We start from the raw sequence: 17,157 nt of genomic DNA, 5'->3' as shown, positions 1-17,157 counted from the left end.
CCGCTCATCCTGGTAAATCTGCCGTTCGCGATAAATAATAAAAAATTATTAGAAATTCTCACCAGTTTTGATAAATTCTCTCTAGGGAGGCTATTCCTTGGTACGCGAAGGGAGAATTTTCATGGCTTCAGGGAGAAATTGGAAACTTATAGTAGGCACCATCATAGCGACGTGCCTGTCGGGGGCGACGGTGATTTACTCTCCGGCGGTCGCGAGCGTCCAGTCCACGTTCAACGTCGCGCCCGACGTGCTCTCGAGCATGTTGAGCCTGGCTGCCATCGCAAACTTGGTGGGCGCCCTGGTGGCGGGCTTGCTGCAGCGCTTCGTTGCTCAGCGGGTCGTCATCATCCTCGCGGCTGCCCTCGCCCTTGTGGGCGCCGCCCCGTTGTTCATCAACAACAGCTTCACTGTGGTGTACGTGGCGCTCATGACCTGCAACGTCGGCATGGGCATCATGGGCGCGACCTCACAGTCCTATATCAGCCTGCACTTTGACGGCGATCAGCGCGGCGAGGTCATGGCATGGCGCACGAGTGCGCAGGGATTGTCGAATGTCGCCCTTTCTGCAGGGGCAGGCGTATTGACGGCAATTACCTGGTACTACTGCTTCGGTCTCTATCTCGTCTTCGCAGTTGCGCTTCTTGCGGCGGTCATCCTGCTTCCGAGCGAGCCGCCGTTCCATAAGGAAGAGGAGAAGGCGGAGAAGGCGGCGGGCGCGCCTGCCAGCGTGCAGGAGCACGGCAGGAAGCTCACGTCGTGGACGACCATCATGTTCCTGCTTCTCATTACGGCGACCACGTTCCTCGAGTGCGGCATCTACAACTACATCTCCATACACGCTGAGGCGAACAACCTGGGTGGTTCGGTTGCAGCGGGCATGACCATCTCCGCCTATCAGGCTGGCCTCATCGTCTCCGGCATCCTTGCGCCCTTCGTGTTCAAGATGGCCAAGCAGCGGACGCTCATTGTGGCCTATACGCTCGATCTCATCGGCTACGTGCTCATCTTCATCGCGCCTACCGCCATCGTCCTGTTCATCGGCGCCTTCCTGTGCGGCATGACATATGGCATCGCGACGACGCGCATCGGCGTGCTGGTCGCAGAGAGCGTGCGCCCCAGTCAGATTCCCACGGTCTTCAGTCTCTTTCAGGTCTTCGGTGCCGGCGGCTATATCGTGGGAGCGCCGATCTTCAGTGCCATCACGGGCATGATGCCGGGTCTGATGTCCTCGAACGTCTACCTGATCGGCATCGTATTCGCAGCGTGCATCATCGCGGTCGTGCTGTTCAGCGGCATCGAGCGTCGGGCAGCTCTGCCCACGGCGAACGCGGTGGAGGCAGCATAATTCGCGGGCAGTCCCGCATAGCAGACGGCGCGCTTGCAGCTATTGGTTTGCTCTACAGAGGATGCATAGATCTTAGAAAGGACGCATCATGGAATACACGAAGGACTATTTCGACCAGGTCACGGATCGCACGGGCACGCACTGCGCGAAGTATGACTCTATGGGGATGTTCTTCCCCGGCGACAATCTCGTTCCTATGTGGATTGCGGATATGGAATTCCGTTGCCCGCAGGAGCTCATCGAAGCCGTTCGCAAGCGTACGGAGTGCGGAATCTACGGCTACCCCGAGCTGAGCGGGACGGCATATCATCACTTTGTAGTCGACTGGCAGCGCGAGCGCAATGGCATCGAGTATGCCGAGGATGACGTCTTCTTCGGCGAGAGCGCGCTCACCGGCGTGAAGCTCGCCATCCATGCGCTGGCCAAGGAGGGCGAGGAAGTGCTCATGTTCCTGCCCACCTACGGCTACTTCCATAAGTACGTGGTCAACATGGGCCGCGTGCCCGTGATGCCGCACCTCGTCCACGACGAGAACGGCTACAGCATCGACTTCGACGCACTCGACGCGACGCTTGCCGAGCACGACATCAAGCTGCTCATCTTCTGCAGCCCGTTCAACCCGGTCGGGCGAGTGTGGACGGAGGAGGAGCTTACCAAGCTCATCACCATCTGCCAGAAGCACGGTGTGCCGATTGTCTCTGACGAGGTGCACAGCGACTTCATCATGCCAGGGCACACGTTCATCCCGACGGCGTCGGTCGCGCGCAAGCTCGGGTATGACCAGAACGTCATCACGACGTCCTCGATCTCCAAGACCTTCAACTGCGCCGGCATCAACGCGGGTTACTACATCATCCATGGCGAGGAAATGAAGGCAAAGATCGCCGCGTCCGCGACGTTCTTCGACGCGAGTGAGATGCTGGGCGGTTTCAGTTACCTCGCGCTCGAGCAGGTCTACACCGAGAACGGCAGCAAGTACGTCGATGCGCTCTGCAGCTACGTATATGACAACTACCGCTACCTGTGCGACCGTCTCGCCGCTTTGCCCTTCGCGGACGAAATTGTGGTGAGCGATATGCAGGGCACGTACCTCGCTTGGATCCAGTTCAAGAACTATGGAGAAGCCGAGCGCCTTACCTACGAGTTCTGCAAGCACGGTGTCGCGCTCGAAGACGACGAGGAGTTCTTCGAGGACGAAGGCCATTTCATTCGCTTTAACCTCGCGGCGCCGCGCTCCGTTATCGAGCAGGCTGTGGAGCGCACCGAGGCGTGCCTGAAGGCACTCTATTCCGCGGCGTAGGCGCTCGCAGGCAACATCACGACACCCATGGGCGGTGGCCGCGCAGCTTCTGGCCGCCGCCCCCCGACTCGAAAGGAATGACTGTGGACAAGACCGTTCTCAATACCGACCAGGCTCCGGCGGCGATCGGGCCGTATTCCCAGGGTGTCGCCGCGGGTGAGATGGTCTACCTCTCCGGGCAGCTCGGCATCGACCCCGCGACCGGTGCGATGCCGGAGGGCGTGGTCGCCCAAGCGGAGCAGTCCATCAAGAACATCGCCGCGATCCTCGCCACGCGCGGTCTCACGCTTGCCGACGTGGTGAAAACGACGATCTACCTCGCGGACATCGCTGACTTCGCTGCCGTAAACGACGTGTATGCCCAGGCGTTCAGCGAGCCGTATCCCGCGCGCAGCGCGTTCGCGGTCGCGAACCTCCCCATGCAGGGGCTCGTCGAGATCGAGGTTGTCGCTGCGGCGTAAGGTGAGACAATCGTATTCCGTCTACAGGCGGGCGCCGGCATCGTGTCTTTTGTCGGCGCCCGCTCGTGACAGAAAGGAAGGGTGAGTATGAAGATCGGCGATGTCAAAGCAATCGTGTTCTCGGGTGCGGGGACCACGCGCGCGGTGGCGGAACGCATGGGTGCGGCGTTCGGATTGCCCTTCAAGCTCTGCGACATCACGCCGCAGGGAGCGGACGCTCCAGACTTCAGGGTGGGGGAACTCGCCATCTTCGCTGTCCCCGCGTTCGGTGGGCGCGTTCCCGCGCCGGCGCTCGAGCGCATCGCTGCCTGCACGGGCGACGAGACGCCTGCTGTGCTCATGGTGACATACGGCAACCGTGCCGTAGACGATACGTTCCTGGAGCTCGCGGATACGATCGCAGAGCACGGGTTCGTGCCCGTCGCGGGCGTCGCCGTCGTTGCGCACCACTCGCTCATGACGAACGTCGCAATTGGACGTCCCGATGAGGAGGATTTCCAGGTCGTTGACAGCGTCGCGCGCGACGTGCTCGCCAAACTCGCTGCCGTTTCCCGCGCGGGGGAGGCGGAACTTCGTGAGATTCCCGGTTCGCGCCCGTATACGCCCTACGGTGGCGTTCCCTTCAAGGCGCAGGCGGACGAGAGCCTGTGCATAGCATGTGGCTCCTGTGCTGCCCAGTGCCCCGTCGGTGCCATCGACGCGGAGAACCCTAGTCAGACCGATGCGGACGCGTGCATCTCCTGCACCCGCTGCATCGCAGCGTGCCCTGTCCAGGCGCGCGCCCTCTCCGGGGGAGACATGCTCGAGAGCGCCCGCGCAGGGTTTGCCGCTCAGTTTGGGGAGCCCAAGGAATCCTATGTACTGATATAGGGTGTTTCCTGCGCTTTACATGGTATCGTTGATTCAGGACGGGCGAACCGGCCACGCCACGTGCTCGTCCAAGTGGCATCTCATCCGTACGGGAGTTAATCGACTATGGCGCTGACCGTGCACAAGATTGAAGACGTTTTCACCCTCGCCGATTTCATCAGCGACGGGCTTGGCGAGTTCGCCGAGGTCGTCGTTCACGACGCACGGGATTTCGAGTCGTCGATCGTCTACATTCGAAACGGCCATCTCTCTGGGCGCAAGGTGGGCGACGGCGCGACCGACGCCGCGCTCAAGCTAATTAAAGAGGGTGACACGACGACGTGCGGGTACGTTGTCGGCGTTGCGGCCAAGTCGGCGCAGGGAAGGCGATTCAGATCTTCCACCCTGTTCATACATGATGAGCATGGGCGGCTGATCGGCCTTCTGTGCGTCAATATCGACGTCACGATTGTTGAGACACTGGTTGGCATGCTGTCGAAGTTTATTCCCGACTATGCAAGCGGCTCGCCCGGTGAAGACCATCGTGATCTTGAGGAGACGCTTCAGGGCGACCCCGCCGAGACGACGCGCCGCATGGTGCGCTCGGTTCTGTCGAAGTATCCTTTGCCGCCGTCGAGCTTTTCGAGCGCGCAGAAGCATGAGGCGATCCTTTCGATGTATAGCGAGGGTGTGTTCCTCATGAAAGGCGCCGTTTCCATCGTGGCTGAGGAATGCGGTATGTCGGTCGCGACGGTCTATCGCTATCTCGAGAAGGCGCGCAGCGAGAACGAGTAGTGACCCGGTGCCGCGGCGACTCCGCCCGGGGATCGGGCGTTTTCCGCCGAGACGCCGCCGGTCTTTTGAGTTCGCTCATCTAAGGAGGCTTTGCCATGGCATATCCCGTCTTCGACCTGCATTGCGATACCGCGACGATGCTTTCGCTGCGAAACGTGCCGGCGGACGTCGTCATGGCGGCCGGCGTGCCCGAGGCCCTCATTCCCGCCGCCGGCCAGGACCTGGCGGCAAGCTCGCTTGCGGTGTCGGCGGCGGCAGCCGGCGGCGTCCCTTGGCTGCAGTGCTTCGCCTGCTTCATCCCCGACGGCTTGGACGCGGAGCAGGGGGTGGGCCTTTGGCGCTGTATCTCCGCCTACCTCGACGAGCAGGTTTACGCGCATCCGGACGCGCTCGCCGCCGTGCGAGGCGGCACGGACGCGCGCGCGGCGATCGCAGCGGGCAGGCTCGGCGTGGTGAAGACCATCGAGAACGCCCGCCTTTTCGCCGACGACCTCGAATGGGTGCACCGCTGCGCGCAGGAGGGCGTGTGCATGGCGTCGCTCAGCTGGAACGCCCGGGGGCCGCTCGCGAGCGGGCACGACGACGAGGACGCGGGGCTCACGCCGCTGGGGCGGGACGCCGTGCGCCGCATGGAAGCGGAGCGCATGGTGCTCGACGTGTCGCACCTGAACGACGCCTGCTTCGACGAGGTGACTCGCATCGCCCAGCGTCCGTTCGTGGCGAGCCACTCCAATGCCCGCGCGGTGTGCGGCCACCCGCGCAACCTCACGGATGCGCAGTTCTGCGAGATCCGCGACCGTGGCGGCATCGTCGGGCTCAACTACTGCAGCGATTTCCTCGTGGACGACCCGCAGGAGGCGGAGCCCACCTACGACGACGTGTGCGCCCACATCGAGCACTGGCTCGACCTGGGCGGCGAGCGCGTGGTGGCGCTGGGCAGCGATTTCGACGGCTGCGAGACCCCGTCGTGGTTGGCGGACGCCTCGAAGCTCGGAGCGTTCCAGGAGCAGCTGACGAAGCGCTTCGGCGCGCAGCTGTGCATGGCGCTGTGCGGCGGCAACGCGCTCGCGTTCTTCGAAGCGAACGCGTGGTAGGCGGCGCGGCGGGGGAGTAGCGGGCGCGCAAATGCCGCCCGCCCCGCTCCGCGCGCTGTAAATATGGAAATCCGCAGCCAGTGCGGGTTTCCGCAAGTTTCTCTGGCAATTCCGCCCGCAAGCGCGTATCATACCGACTCGTATTGCCCGGCTCCTGCCGGAGATTCGTCGTGCCGCGAGAAGCCAAGCGCGCGCACGGCGCGGCAGGAGGCACGAGGACAACCGCTATGTAAAATAACCCCTGGGGTGTTTTTACATGGAAGGCCACGCCCCGTGCTTAAAACCCCAAAGGAGTGAAGATGGCTGAAGAGAAGTACGTGCCCCGTCTCAAGACCAAGTACCAGAACGAGGTGCGCCAGCAGCTGCAGGACAAGTTCCAGTACAAGAACGTCATGCAGATCCCCAAGATCGAGAAGATCGTCGTGAACATGGGCGTCGGCGAGGCCGCGACCGATTCCAAGGCCATCGACGGTGCCGTGCGCGACCTGCGCGCCATCACCGGCCAGCAGCCCATGATCACCCGCGCCCGCAAGTCCATCGCGTCCTTCCGCCTGCGCGCCGGCATGCCCATCGGCGCCAAGGTCACCCTCCGCGGCGACCGCATGTGGGAGTTCCTGGATCGCCTCACCGCCATCGCGATCCCGCGCATCCGCGACTTCCGCGGCATCGACCCCAAGAGCTTCGACGGCCGTGGCAACTTCTCCATGGGCGTGACCGAGCAGCTCATCTTCCCGGAGATCGACTTCGACTCCGTCGACCGTACCCGCGGTATGGACATCACCATCGTTACCACCGCGAACACCGATGAAGAGGGCCGCGCCCTCCTCGACGGGTTCGGCTTCCCGTTCAAGAAGTAGTTTTTGCCTCGCGCACGCGGCGGCGGGTAGGTGCCCGTCGCCGCGCGGGGCTATGGATACCTTACGTTAGGAGGAAATGTGGCTAAGACATCGATGATCGTCAAGCAGCAGCGCAAGCAGAAGTTCTCGACGCGCGAGTACACCCGTTGCCAGCGTTGCGGTCGCCCGCACTCGGTCTACCGCAAGTTCGGCCTGTGCCGTGTGTGCTTCCGCGAGCTGGCGCTCCGCGGCGAGCTTCCCGGCATCAAGAAGGCCAGCTGGTAAGTCACTGCCAGCGTCGGGGATTTGCAGCCCCGGCAGGGAAGAACGTGCATGCAGGCTCGTCCGCTATGGGTGGGCGAGAACCGGTCGCACGAGTTCATCTAGAACGAAGGAGAATCTGCATGAACCTCACTGACCCGATCGCAGACATGCTTACGCGTATCCGTAACGCGAACGCTGCGAACAAGGCCGCCGCCTCCATGCCGAGCTCGAAGAAGCTCGTCGAGATCGCGCGCGTCCTCTTCGAGGAGGGTTACATCGAGGGCTACACGGTCGAGGACACCGTGCCCCAGAAGACCCTCCACATCACGCTCAAGTACGGCCCCAAGAAGCAGAAGGTCATCTCCGGCATCCGCCGCATCTCGAAGCCCGGCCTGCGCAAGTACGCCGGTGTCGCCGACCTTCCCCGCGTCCGCGGTGGTCTTGGTACCGCCATCGTTTCCACCAGCCACGGCGTCATGGCCGACCGCGACTGCCGCAAGGCGGGCGTGGGCGGCGAGATCGTCGCGTACGTGTGGTAAGCGCTTAGGCGAGTAGAAGGAAGGAGAACACCGTGTCCCGTATCGGTAAGAAGCCTGTCCAGATTCCCGCCGGAGTCGAAGTGGCAGTCGACGGCTCGCATGTGACCGTCAAGGGTCCCCAGGGCCAGCTCGAGCTCGATGTCTACAACAAGCTCGACGTGACCGTCGAGGATGGCGTGCTCACCGTGAGCCGTCCCGACGATGAGCGCGAGACCCGTGCCCGTCACGGCCTCACCCGCGCCCTCATCCAGAACATGGTCACCGGCGTGTCCGAGGGCTACACCAAGGCGCTCGAGCTCGCGGGCGTCGGCTACCGCGTCCAGCTCAAGGGTACCTCGCTCGAGCTCTCGCTCGGCTATTCGCACCCCGTGATCTACGACGCGCCCGCCGGCATCACCTTCGAGGTGCCCGACAACACGCACATCAACGTGAAGGGCATCGACAAGCAGCAGGTCGGCCAGGTCGCGGCCGAGATCCGCGGCAAGCGTCCGCCGGAGCCCTACAAGGGCAAGGGTATCCACTACGTCGGCGAGCACATCCGTCGCAAGCTCGGTAAGGCCGCCAAGTAGTAAGACCCGCCCGGACAAGTCCCGCACCCCGTTAGGTGCGGGCGAGGATTCTCAAGGAGATTTCACATGGACAAGAATAAAGCGAAAGCTGCAGGCCTTGCGCGCCGTAAGCGTCGCGTCCGCGGCAAGATCTTCGGCACCCCCGAGCGTCCGCGCCTGCGCGTGACCCGTACGAACGCCAACATCTACGCGGCGATCATCGACGACACCAAGGGCCACACCCTCGTCTCCGCCTCCACGCTCGAGGCCGAGTTCAAGGGCACCCACACGTCGAACAAGGAGGCCGCCGAGAAGGTGGGCGAGCTCATCGGCAAGCGCGCCATCGAGGCTGGCATCACCGCCGTTCGTTTCGACCGTGGCGGCCGCATCTACCATGGCCGCGTGAAGGCCCTCGCCGACGGCGCCCGTGCCGCCGGCCTCGAGTTCTAGGAGGTTAGAGCATGGCTCGTAATCGTGACAACAAGCAGCGCGAGGCCTCCGAGTTCGAGGAGCGCGTCGTCTTCATCAACCGCGTCGCCAAGACCGTCAAGGGCGGCCGTCGCATGTCGCTCGTGGCGCTCGTCGTCGTCGGCGACGGCAAGGGCAACGTCGGCCTGGGCATGGGCAAGTCGGCCGAGGTGCCGCTGGCCATCTCCAAGGCTTCGCTCGACGCGAAGAAGCACATGTTTCATGTGCCCGTGACCGACGAGGGCACCATCCCCCACGAGGTCATCGGCCACTTCGGTGCCGGCCGCATCATCATCAAGCCCGCTGTCGAGGGTACCGGCGTCATCGCCGGTGGCGCGGTGCGCCCCCTCTTCGAGCTTGCCGGCATCAAGAACGTGCTGTCCAAGTCGCTCGGCACCGACAACGGCCTCAACATCATCAAGGCCGCTGCCGAGGGCCTGAAGGAGCTCTCGAGCCCTGAGGACGTCGCTGCCCGCCGCGGCCTCACCGTCTCCGAGATGTTCGTTGGCAAGAAGGAGCGTTAAGCATGGCAGATACCATCAAGGTCAAGCAGGTCCGCAGCACCAACGGTGCCAAGCAGGATCAGGTCAGGACCATCAAGGCCCTGGGCCTCGGGAAGATCAACCGTGTTCACGAGCTTCCCGACAACGCATCTGTCCGCGGAATGATCTTCAAGGTCAAGCACCTTGTTGAGATTGTAGAGGAGTAGCAATGCAGCTTCATGACCTCACCCCGCAAGAGGGGTCGACGCATCGCCGCAAGCGCATCGGTCGCGGCAACTCCTCTGGTCACGGCACCACGGCGGGTCGCGGCCAGAAGGGTCAGCTTTCCCGTTCCGGCGGCGGCAAGGGTTCGGGCTTCGAGGGCGGTCAGACCCCGCTCGCGATGCGCCTGCCCAAGCTCCCGGGTTTCCGTAACCCGCGCCGCATCGAGTTCGCGCCCGTGAACATCGCCCGCCTCGACGAGAAGTTCGAGGACGGCGCGGTGATCGACGGCGCCGCGCTCAAGGCAGCCGGCATCATCAAGAAGGAATTCCAGCCCGTCAAGATCCTTGCTGAGGGCGAGACCAGCAAGAAGTTCACCGTCCGCGTGGACAAGGTTTCCGCTGCCGCCAAGGCCAAGATCGAGGCGGCCGGAGGGTCGGTCGAGCTCCCGTGCTAACTGGCCTGAAGAACGCGTTCCGGGTCAAGGACCTTCGGGATAAGATTCTCTTCACCATAGCGATGCTCGTGCTGTACCGTATCGGTGCACACGTCCCTGTGCCCGGCGTCCCCTTCCAGGGGATGGCGGGCCTTTTCCCCACCGAGGGCGCTATGGGGTTGCTGACGCTTTTCTCCGGCGGTGCGCTGAGCTATGTGTCGGTGTTCTCGCTCGGCATCATGCCCTACATCACGAGCTCCATCATCTTGCAGCTCCTGCAGAGCGTGATTCCGAGCCTGCACGAGCTTGCCCGTGAGGGCGAGGTCGGCCAGCAGAAGATCACCCAGTATTCTCGCTACCTCACGCTCGGCCTCTCCATCCTGAACGCGATCGGTTACCTGTTCCTGTTCAAGAGCTACGGCATCAGCTTCGCGAACGCCGACGCTCCCGAGATCATCTTCGACATCATGGTCGTGGGCACGCTCGTCGCGGGCTCCATGCTCATCATGTGGATCGGCGAGCTCATCACCCAGCGCGGTATCGGCAACGGCATGTCGCTCATCATCTTCGCGAACATCATGTCCGGCCTGCCGCAGGCGATTTTCGCCTCGCTCGACGGCGACGTGATGGGTACCGTCGTGACGATCGTGGCCGTCGTGGTCGTGCTCGTCGTGATCCCGTTCATCGTGTTCCTCGAGCGCGGCCAGCGCCGCATCCCGGTGAGCTACGCCAAGCGCGTGGTGGGTCGCCGCGTCATGGGCGGACAGTCCACCTACCTGCCCATCAAGGTGAACACCGCGGGCGTCGTGCCGATCATCTTCGCGAGCGCCCTGCTCTACTTCCCGGCGCAGATCGCCGTGTTCTTCCCCGGTGTCAACTGGGTGATGGCCGTGGCGAACGCGCTCGCGCAGGGCTGGATCAACTGGATCCTCAACGTGGTCCTCATCGTGTTCTTCGCGTACTTCTACACCTCCATGGTGTTCAATCCGGACGAGACGGCCGACCAGCTCAAGCGCCAGGGCGGCTTCATCCCGGGCGTGCGCCCCGGCCGCGCCACCGCGGCCTACATCAAGAACGTGCTCAACAAGATCACGTTGCCGAGCGCCGTGTTCCTCGCGCTCATCGCCATCGTGCCTTCGATCGTGTTCTCGGCGACGGGCAACCAGCTCATCCAATCCTTCGGTGGCACCTCGGTGCTCATCATGGTGGGCGTGGTGCTCGATACCGTCGACAAGCTCGAGGGTCAGTTGAAGACCTATAATTACGACGGGTTCTTCAAGTAGGTTCTTGCAGGAGCCCCCGTGCTGAGCGCGGGGGCTTTTGCTCATACTATGGGAGAGGAGACTCCTATGAACATCGTACTTCTGGGAGCGCCCGGGGCGGGCAAGGGCACCATGGCCCAGCGCCTCGTGGCCGACTACGGCGTGGCGCACATCTCCACCGGCGACCTGCTGCGCGCTGCCGTGAAAGGCGGCACGGAGCTGGGCGTCCAGGCGAAGCAGTACATGGACGCCGGCGAGCTCGTGCCCGACCAGCTCGTCATCGATCTCGTGAAGGAGCGCCTCGCTGCCGACGACGCGCAGAAGGGCTTCATCCTCGACGGCTTCCCGCGCAACACCGTGCAGGCCGTGACCCTCGATTCCGAGCTCTCCGCGCTCGGCCGCTCCATCGACGCGGCGCTGCTCATCGACGTCGCGCCCGAGGTCATCATCGAGCGCCTCTCCGCGCGCCGTACCTGCCGCGCCTGCGGCTACACCGGCACTGCGGCCGACGCCGTGTGCCCGAGCTGCGGCGGCGAGATGTACCAGCGCGATGACGACAAGCCGGAGACCATCCAGAACCGCCTCGACGTCTACGAGACCGCCACGAGCCCGCTCGTCGAGTACTACCGCGGCCAGGGCCTCCTCAAGAGCGTCGACGGCGCCCGTTCCATCGACGAGGTCTACGCCGACGTCAAGGAAGCGCTCGGTCTATGATCAAGATCAAGGAGCCTTTTGAGATCGAGGAGATGAAGAAGGCGGGCGCGCTCTCCAAGATGGCGCTTCGCCATGTGGGCGCCATGGTGCGCCCCGGCGTCTCCACGTTCGAGCTCGACCAGCTCGCCGAGCAGATCATCCGCATGCACGGGGGCACGCCGGCCTTCAAGGGCTACGGCGGGTTCCCGGGTTCCATCTGCGCCTCGCTGAACGACGCGGTGGTGCACGGCATCCCCAACCCCGACGTCATCCTGCGCGACGGCGACATCATCTCCATCGATACCGGCGCCATCGTCGACGGCTGGGTGGGCGATAACGCCTGGACGTTCTTCGTGGGCAACCCGGCGCCTGAGGTGAAGGCGCTCTGCGAGGTTACGGTGGACTGCCTGAAGGCGGGCATCGAGCAGGCTGTGCCCGGCAACCGCATCGGCGACATCGGCCACGCGATCCAGACGCTCGCCGAGAGCCACGGCTACGGCGTGCTCCGCGAGTACGTGGGTCACGGCGTTGGCCACGTGATGCACGAGGAGCCGAACGTCCCGAACTACGGCAAGAAGGGGCGCGGCGTGCGCCTCGAGGCCGGCATGGTCATCGCCATCGAGCCCATGATCACGCTCGGCGCGCACCGCGTGAGCACGGGCGCCGATGGTTGGATCGTCACGACGAACGACCATCTGCCCGCCGCGCACTACGAGAACACCATCGCCATCACGAACGACGGCCCGGTGATCCTCACCGCCGACGCCCAGGGTCCTTGGTGCAGCCTCCAGGGCGGGGTCATGTAGCGCGCCCGGTCACTGTCTGCCAGGGCGGGGGCGACCGCCTTATATCATTCCGTGCTCAAACAGCGCTTCGCGAACTGCGCGCGGAACGATATAAGGCAGTCGCCCCCGCTTATTTGAGTCATTGGGGACGGGTTCAATTGACTCACGGAGTCAATGGGGACAGGTTAGTCTGCCGCATGCGGAAGGGTGTGCCTGCAATACGTCCGGGCAATGTGGCCACACACGGCGGACGAATGGCAGGAGAGGATGCGTGGTCGGGAAAACACCAGGTAGACGAAGTGCCGTTCCGGAACGCATCGCCACACAACTTAGACGAATTGCGCAGAGCCCCACATAGCCTGGACGAGTGATATTCGTCCAGGCTGTGTGGCGTTTTTGAATCAAAGGTCAACGTGCATCCCCATCGAGCTACAGGGTGTTCGAGGTTCGAAGGGAGTTCCATCAGGGAAGCCAGTGTGTCGCTACCCAAAGAATTTCGGAACAAGCGCTAGTACAAGTGCGAGCGCTGTCAGAGCATTTGCGCCGACAATCGTGGCGGATTCGATGCGGGTAAGGGTTTTGCTCGATAGGGAATGATTGTGTCGCCGAATAAGGTAAACGACAAAAATCCAGGCGGTAACGACGACAAGCAAGACATGAGGCCAGATGTTGGTAGGCTTAACGAAGGTGCTCAACAGCACCAAAGCTATTGCGGGAAAGAACCCGGTTTTAACGTAGTAGTTCGGATGATTGAAGAGGGAACCCTCTCTCGTAAAGGGGTTGCTGCCATTCATAGTCGTCACCGCCTTGTATTTGATGCAACGATAAGCGGTAGAGTAGGACTCTGATACGAGTTATACCCATGTTGTCACGAAGAAGAGCACGTGGATCAAGGCTGCAGAGCGGGCGGGTCATATCGTCCCGCGCGCAGTTCGCGCAGCGCTGTTTGAGCACGGGATGATATGACCCGCGCGCCCGAGCCCAGGGGATGCAAGTCAAACGCGACCCGTCCGCGCTCCCGGCACGCACCACGCCGCCCCCGGTGTGCGTTCGATGTGAAATCCACATGAACGACACAGAAGATGATGTATCATAAGTCGCTGCTGTCATCATTCGAGAGAAAGATGTGCTTGTGAAGAAGGAAGACGCAATCGAGCTCGAGGGTACGGTCACCGAGCCGCTGCCCAACGCGATGTTTCGTGTCGATCTGGGTAACGGTCATACGGTGCTCTGCTCCATCTCGGGCAAGATCCGCATGAACTATATCCGCATCCTTCCCGGCGACAAGGTCGTCGTAGAGCTCTCGCCCTACGACCTCACGCGCGGGCGCATCACCTATCGGTACAAGTAGGCAGCGCGGGGCGTCCGCCCCAGCGCGGGCATCCGGCTCGCTCAACCGGATCGCGCGCACCCAGCCTTGGTAATTCACGTCTGCGGCTGGACGAGTAGATAGTAGGTTTGTAGTTTGAGCACTACCGAAAGGAAGAACGATGAAGGTACGTCCTTCGGTCAAGAAGATGTGCGATAAGTGCAAGATCATCAGGCGCCACGGAAAGGTTCTCGTCATCTGCGAGAATCCGCGCCACAAGCAGCGTCAGGGTTAAGAGAGGAGAACTACATTGGCCCGTATTAGCGGTGTCGATCTGCCGCGCGAGAAGCGCATCGAGATCGGTTTGACCTACATTTACGGCATCGGCCGCACCACGGCGTCGAAGATCTGCGCCGAGACGAACATCAACCCGGATACCCGCGTCAAGGACCTCACCGACGAGGAAGTCGACGTCATCCGTAAGTACATCGACGAGCAGCACCTCATGATCGAGGGCGACCTCCGTCGTGAGCGCAACCAGAACGTCAAGCGCCTCATGGACATCGGCTGCTATCGTGGCCTGCGCCACCGCAAGGGCCTCCCGGTCCGCGGCCAGCGCACGCACACCAACGCTCGCACCCGCAAGGGTCCGAAGCGTCAGATCGGTGCCAAGAAGAAGAAGTAGGGAGCGCTTAACACATGGCTACTGCTAAGAACAAGCGCGGCGCCACGACCCGTGTGAAGCGCGCCGACCGCAAGAACATCTCCGTGGGGCAGGCTCACATCCGTTCCACGTTCAACAACACGATCATCTCCATCACCGATCCGCAGGGCAACGTCATTGCCTGGAAGTCGGCTGGCCAGGTGGGCTTCAAGGGTTCGCGTAAGAGCACCCCGTTCGCTGCCCAGATGGCTGCCGAGGCCTGCGCCAAGGCCGCCATGGAGCACGGCATGCACAAGGTCGCCGTGTTCGTGAAGGGTCCGGGTTCCGGCCGCGAGACCGCCATCCGCTCGCTGCAGGCCGCCGGCCTCGAGGTCACGAGCATCCAGGACAAGACCCCCATCCCGCACAACGGCTGCCGCCCCAAGAAGCGTCGCCGCGTGTAACTTCTGAAAGGATCGCACTACCATGGCAATCGACAGGACTCCTGTTCTTAAGCGCTGCCGCCAGCTCGGGATCGATCCCGTGGAGCTCGGCTATAGCAGCAAGAAGGAATCGAAGCGTCAGCCCAAGCGTCGCCGCAAGGAATCTGAGTACGGCATGCAGCTGCGCGAGAAGCAGAAGGCGAAGTTCATCTACGGCGTGCTCGAGAAGCAGTTCCGCCGCTACTACGAGCGTGCCCGCAAGATGAACGGCATCACGGGTGAGAACCTCATGGTCCTCCTCGAGAGCCGTCTCGACAACGTCGTGTTCCGCCTCGGCTTCGCCCGCACCCGTCGCGAGGCGCGCCAGACGGTCACCCACGGCCACTTCACGGTGAACGGCCGTCGCGTCGACATCCCGAGCTACCTCGTCAAGCCCGGTGACGTCATCGCGGTGGGCGAGAAGTACCGCGACCTCCTCCCCATCAAGGAGGCCCTCATCCAGTCCGAGCGCTTCGAGGTTCCCGGCTGGCTCGAGGTCGACATCGAGAAGCTCTCCGGTAACGTGCTCTCGCTGCCCGCTCGCGAGCAGATCAGCACCGATATCCAAGAGCAGCTCATCGTCGAGCTCTACTCGAAGTAGTCCGCTTTGGGCTGCTGAGGCTGGAGGTTTTAATACATGTCAGAATTCATTAGGCCTCAGGTTCAGGTCGAAGAGATCAACGAGACGTCGGCGCGCGTGTCTGCCGAGCCCCTCGAGCGCGGCTACGGCGACACCCTCGGCAACTCGCTTCGTCGCGTGCTGCTGTCCTCGCTCGAGGGCGCTGCCGTCGAGGCGATCAAGATCGATGGCGTTCAGCACGAGTTCATGACCATCCCGAACATGGTGGAGGATGTCACCGACATCGTCCTCAACGTGAAGGGTCTCGTGTTCCGCGCGAACGGCACGTCGGTCGACGAGGGCACGGCGACCATCTCCATCGACGGCCCGTGCGAGGTCACCGGTGCTGACTTCTTCATCCCGTCCGAGTTCGAGCTCGTCAACCCCGAGCAGCACATCGCCACGCTGAACGAGGGCGGCCACCTCACGATGAGCATGCGCATCGGTCACGGTCGCGGCTATGTGTCCTACGAGGGCAACAAGCGCGAGAGCGACCCGATCGGCTACATCCACGTCGACTCCCTCTTCTCGCCGGTGCGCCGCTGCGCCAAGCTCGTCGAGGCGTGCCGCGTGGGTCAGCGTACCGACTACGACCGTTTGGTGCTTGAGATCGAGACGAACGGCGCCATCACGCCCCGCGAGGCCGTGGTGCAGGCCGCGAACATCATCAACCAGCACATGGCTGCGTTCATGAACCTCGCCGAGACCCCCGAGGTCGAGGAGGAGGCTTCGATCTTCGCCCCCGAGGTCACGAACGACAACGCCGAGCTCGATAAGCAGATCGAGGACCTGGATCTCTCCGTGCGCTCCTACAACTGCCTGAAGCGCGCGAGCATCCATTCGGTGCGCCAGCTTGTGGAGTTCTCCGAGAACGATCTTCTCAACATCCGCAACTTCGGCGTGAAGTCGATCGAGGAAGTCAAGGACAAGCTTGAGTCCATGGGCCTGAGCCTGAAGGCTTAAGCGGTCAGCATATAGAGGAGAAACGAGACCATGCGTCACAACAAGAAGAAGGGCCTGAAGCTCGGTACCGATGCGAGCCACACCAAGGCCATGAAGAAGAGCCTTGCCCAGGCGCTGTTCACCTATGATCGCATCAAGACCACCGAGACGCGCGCCAAGGCGCTCCGCAGCTATGCCGAGCCCATCATCACGTGGGCGAAGAAGGGCGACCTTCACTCCCGCCGTCTCGCCATCGCCAAGCTCGGCGACAAGGACCTCGTGGCCGAGATCTTCGACAAGGCCGCTCAGGGCATGTGGGCCGACCGCAACGGCGGTTACACCCGCATCATGAAGCTCGGCCCCCGCAAGGGTGACAACGCCCCGATGGTCATCATCGAGATCGTTTCCGAGCCCTGCACCCCCAAGGCCAAGAAGGCCGCGCCGGCTCCCGTGAAGCCCGTCGCGCCGAAGAAGGCCGAGGAGACCGAGGAGGAGGCTCCCGTCGAGGAGGCTGCTGCCGAGGAGACCGTCGAGGTCGAGGCCGCTGAGCCCGAGGCGACCGAGGAGCAGGCCTCTGAGTAGCGGCGTGCCGCAATCGCATGTGGAAGGCCCTGCCCTGCGGCGGGGCCTTTTTTATCGGCAGTTTGATGGCTTGAAAACCCAAACTGCGCGAAACGAACGGTTTATAGGCACCTCCTGAAGTAGCAAGAGGGTGCGTACCAATAAAACAGCAGGTAGTTGTGTTGCCGATGTTGCGGCTACTCGGCCACCCCCGTATAAAAC

At 62.8% G+C, this 17,157-nt stretch carries 25 protein-coding genes; 24 read left to right on the top strand and 1 reads right to left on the bottom strand.

Features of this window, described 5'->3' with window-relative positions; genetic code table 11:
- The first annotated feature begins 121 nt into the window (after positions 1 to 121).
- The 17 genes from B5G02_RS07725 to map all read left to right on the top strand — a co-directional run bounded on the left by B5G02_RS07725 (position 122) and on the right by map (position 12,400).
- Complete coding sequence (locus tag B5G02_RS07725) at positions 122 to 1,345, top strand: MFS transporter (RefSeq protein ID WP_275080508.1); 1,224 nt, start codon at positions 122 to 124, stop codon at positions 1,343 to 1,345.
- An 88-nt stretch (positions 1,346 to 1,433) separates the two neighbouring features.
- Positions 1,434 to 2,645, top strand: coding sequence for a MalY/PatB family protein (locus B5G02_RS07720; protein WP_094335812.1), 1,212 nt, complete (start codon positions 1,434 to 1,436; stop codon positions 2,643 to 2,645).
- An 83-nt stretch (positions 2,646 to 2,728) separates the two neighbouring features.
- Positions 2,729 to 3,106 (top strand): Rid family detoxifying hydrolase, encoded by a 378-nt coding sequence (locus B5G02_RS07715; protein WP_094335811.1) that lies wholly within the window; start codon positions 2,729 to 2,731, stop codon positions 3,104 to 3,106.
- 87 nt (positions 3,107 to 3,193) lie between these two features.
- A complete protein-coding gene (locus B5G02_RS07710) occupies positions 3,194 to 3,976 on the top strand; it encodes a 4Fe-4S binding protein (RefSeq protein ID WP_094335810.1) in 783 nt (260 codons plus the stop codon).
- Positions 3,977 to 4,081: 105 nt separating this feature from the next.
- Positions 4,082 to 4,750: a helix-turn-helix transcriptional regulator gene (locus B5G02_RS07705; RefSeq protein ID WP_019239634.1), complete on the top strand. Its 669-nt coding sequence runs from the start codon at positions 4,082 to 4,084 to the stop codon at positions 4,748 to 4,750.
- 95 nt (positions 4,751 to 4,845) lie between these two features.
- Positions 4,846 to 5,844: a dipeptidase gene (locus B5G02_RS07700; protein WP_094335809.1), complete on the top strand. Its 999-nt coding sequence runs from the start codon at positions 4,846 to 4,848 to the stop codon at positions 5,842 to 5,844.
- 299 nt (positions 5,845 to 6,143) lie between these two features.
- Entirely contained in the window at positions 6,144 to 6,701 is a 558-nt protein-coding gene (gene rplE / locus B5G02_RS07695) for a 50S ribosomal protein L5 (RefSeq protein WP_019239632.1), read from the top strand.
- Between the two features lie 78 nt (positions 6,702 to 6,779).
- The gene (locus B5G02_RS07690) at positions 6,780 to 6,965 is read left to right on the top strand and encodes a type Z 30S ribosomal protein S14 (protein ID WP_026089044.1); all 186 of its coding nucleotides are present in this window, start codon (positions 6,780 to 6,782) and stop codon (positions 6,963 to 6,965) included.
- A 119-nt stretch (positions 6,966 to 7,084) separates the two neighbouring features.
- Positions 7,085 to 7,483: a 30S ribosomal protein S8 gene (gene rpsH / locus B5G02_RS07685; protein WP_094335808.1), complete on the top strand. Its 399-nt coding sequence runs from the start codon at positions 7,085 to 7,087 to the stop codon at positions 7,481 to 7,483.
- 32 nt (positions 7,484 to 7,515) lie between these two features.
- On the top strand, positions 7,516 to 8,052 hold the full coding sequence (gene rplF, locus B5G02_RS07680) for a 50S ribosomal protein L6 (RefSeq protein ID WP_019239629.1): 537 nt from the start codon (positions 7,516 to 7,518) through the stop codon (positions 8,050 to 8,052).
- A gap of 66 nt (positions 8,053 to 8,118) precedes the next feature.
- Positions 8,119 to 8,481: a 50S ribosomal protein L18 gene (gene rplR / locus B5G02_RS07675; protein WP_019239628.1), complete on the top strand. Its 363-nt coding sequence runs from the start codon at positions 8,119 to 8,121 to the stop codon at positions 8,479 to 8,481.
- An 11-nt stretch (positions 8,482 to 8,492) separates the two neighbouring features.
- On the top strand, positions 8,493 to 9,023 hold the full coding sequence (gene rpsE / locus B5G02_RS07670) for a 30S ribosomal protein S5 (protein ID WP_019239627.1): 531 nt from the start codon (positions 8,493 to 8,495) through the stop codon (positions 9,021 to 9,023).
- A 2-nt stretch (positions 9,024 to 9,025) separates the two neighbouring features.
- A complete protein-coding gene (gene rpmD, locus B5G02_RS07665; protein WP_019239626.1) occupies positions 9,026 to 9,208 on the top strand; it encodes a 50S ribosomal protein L30 in 183 nt (60 codons plus the stop codon).
- Positions 9,209 to 9,210: 2 nt separating this feature from the next.
- Positions 9,211 to 9,660 carry a 50S ribosomal protein L15 gene (gene rplO, locus B5G02_RS07660; RefSeq protein ID WP_019239625.1) on the top strand — a complete coding sequence of 150 codons (450 nt, stop codon included), beginning with the start codon at positions 9,211 to 9,213 and terminating at the stop codon, positions 9,658 to 9,660.
- Positions 9,654 to 10,922, top strand: coding sequence for a preprotein translocase subunit SecY (gene secY, locus B5G02_RS07655; RefSeq protein ID WP_094335807.1), 1,269 nt, complete (start codon positions 9,654 to 9,656; stop codon positions 10,920 to 10,922). Before rplO ends, secY begins: the two co-directional genes overlap by 7 nt.
- A 66-nt stretch (positions 10,923 to 10,988) precedes the next feature.
- Complete coding sequence (locus B5G02_RS07650) at positions 10,989 to 11,615, top strand: adenylate kinase (RefSeq protein WP_094335806.1); 627 nt, start codon at positions 10,989 to 10,991, stop codon at positions 11,613 to 11,615.
- Positions 11,612 to 12,400, top strand: coding sequence for a type I methionyl aminopeptidase (gene map, locus B5G02_RS07645; RefSeq protein WP_094335805.1), 789 nt, complete (start codon positions 11,612 to 11,614; stop codon positions 12,398 to 12,400). The genes B5G02_RS07650 and map overlap by 4 nt, the downstream gene beginning before the upstream one ends.
- Positions 12,401 to 12,861: 461 nt before the next feature.
- Here the strand turns inward: map and B5G02_RS10065 are convergent, their stop codons facing one another.
- The gene (locus B5G02_RS10065; RefSeq protein WP_143758296.1) at positions 12,862 to 13,173 is read right to left on the bottom strand and encodes a hypothetical protein; all 312 of its coding nucleotides are present in this window, start codon (positions 13,171 to 13,173) and stop codon (positions 12,862 to 12,864) included.
- A 338-nt stretch (positions 13,174 to 13,511) separates the two neighbouring features.
- Between B5G02_RS10065 and infA the strand changes: the two genes are divergently transcribed.
- From infA to rplQ, 7 genes are all read left to right on the top strand, one after another.
- The gene (gene infA, locus B5G02_RS07640; RefSeq protein ID WP_019127912.1) at positions 13,512 to 13,730 is read left to right on the top strand and encodes a translation initiation factor IF-1; all 219 of its coding nucleotides are present in this window, start codon (positions 13,512 to 13,514) and stop codon (positions 13,728 to 13,730) included.
- Between the two features lie 139 nt (positions 13,731 to 13,869).
- Complete coding sequence (gene rpmJ, locus B5G02_RS07635) at positions 13,870 to 13,983, top strand: 50S ribosomal protein L36 (protein WP_006363204.1); 114 nt, start codon at positions 13,870 to 13,872, stop codon at positions 13,981 to 13,983.
- A gap of 15 nt (positions 13,984 to 13,998) precedes the next feature.
- A complete protein-coding gene (gene rpsM / locus B5G02_RS07630) occupies positions 13,999 to 14,373 on the top strand; it encodes a 30S ribosomal protein S13 (protein ID WP_019239621.1) in 375 nt (124 codons plus the stop codon).
- A gap of 14 nt (positions 14,374 to 14,387) precedes the next feature.
- Positions 14,388 to 14,795, top strand: coding sequence for a 30S ribosomal protein S11 (gene rpsK, locus B5G02_RS07625; RefSeq protein ID WP_019239620.1), 408 nt, complete (start codon positions 14,388 to 14,390; stop codon positions 14,793 to 14,795).
- Positions 14,796 to 14,817: 22 nt separating this feature from the next.
- A complete protein-coding gene (gene rpsD / locus B5G02_RS07620; RefSeq protein ID WP_019239619.1) occupies positions 14,818 to 15,414 on the top strand; it encodes a 30S ribosomal protein S4 in 597 nt (198 codons plus the stop codon).
- Between the two features lie 36 nt (positions 15,415 to 15,450).
- Positions 15,451 to 16,395, top strand: coding sequence for a DNA-directed RNA polymerase subunit alpha (locus B5G02_RS07615; RefSeq protein WP_094335804.1), 945 nt, complete (start codon positions 15,451 to 15,453; stop codon positions 16,393 to 16,395).
- A gap of 30 nt (positions 16,396 to 16,425) precedes the next feature.
- Positions 16,426 to 16,956: a 50S ribosomal protein L17 gene (gene rplQ, locus B5G02_RS07610; RefSeq protein ID WP_094335803.1), complete on the top strand. Its 531-nt coding sequence runs from the start codon at positions 16,426 to 16,428 to the stop codon at positions 16,954 to 16,956.
- The last annotated feature ends 201 nt before the right edge of the window (positions 16,957 to 17,157 follow it).

Source organism: [Collinsella] massiliensis, assembly GCF_002161605.1.
Lineage (GTDB): Bacteria > Actinomycetota > Coriobacteriia > Coriobacteriales > Coriobacteriaceae > Enorma.
The sequence above is the reverse complement of the archived record's forward strand: the minus strand, read 5'-3'. Positions and strand labels throughout refer to the sequence as shown.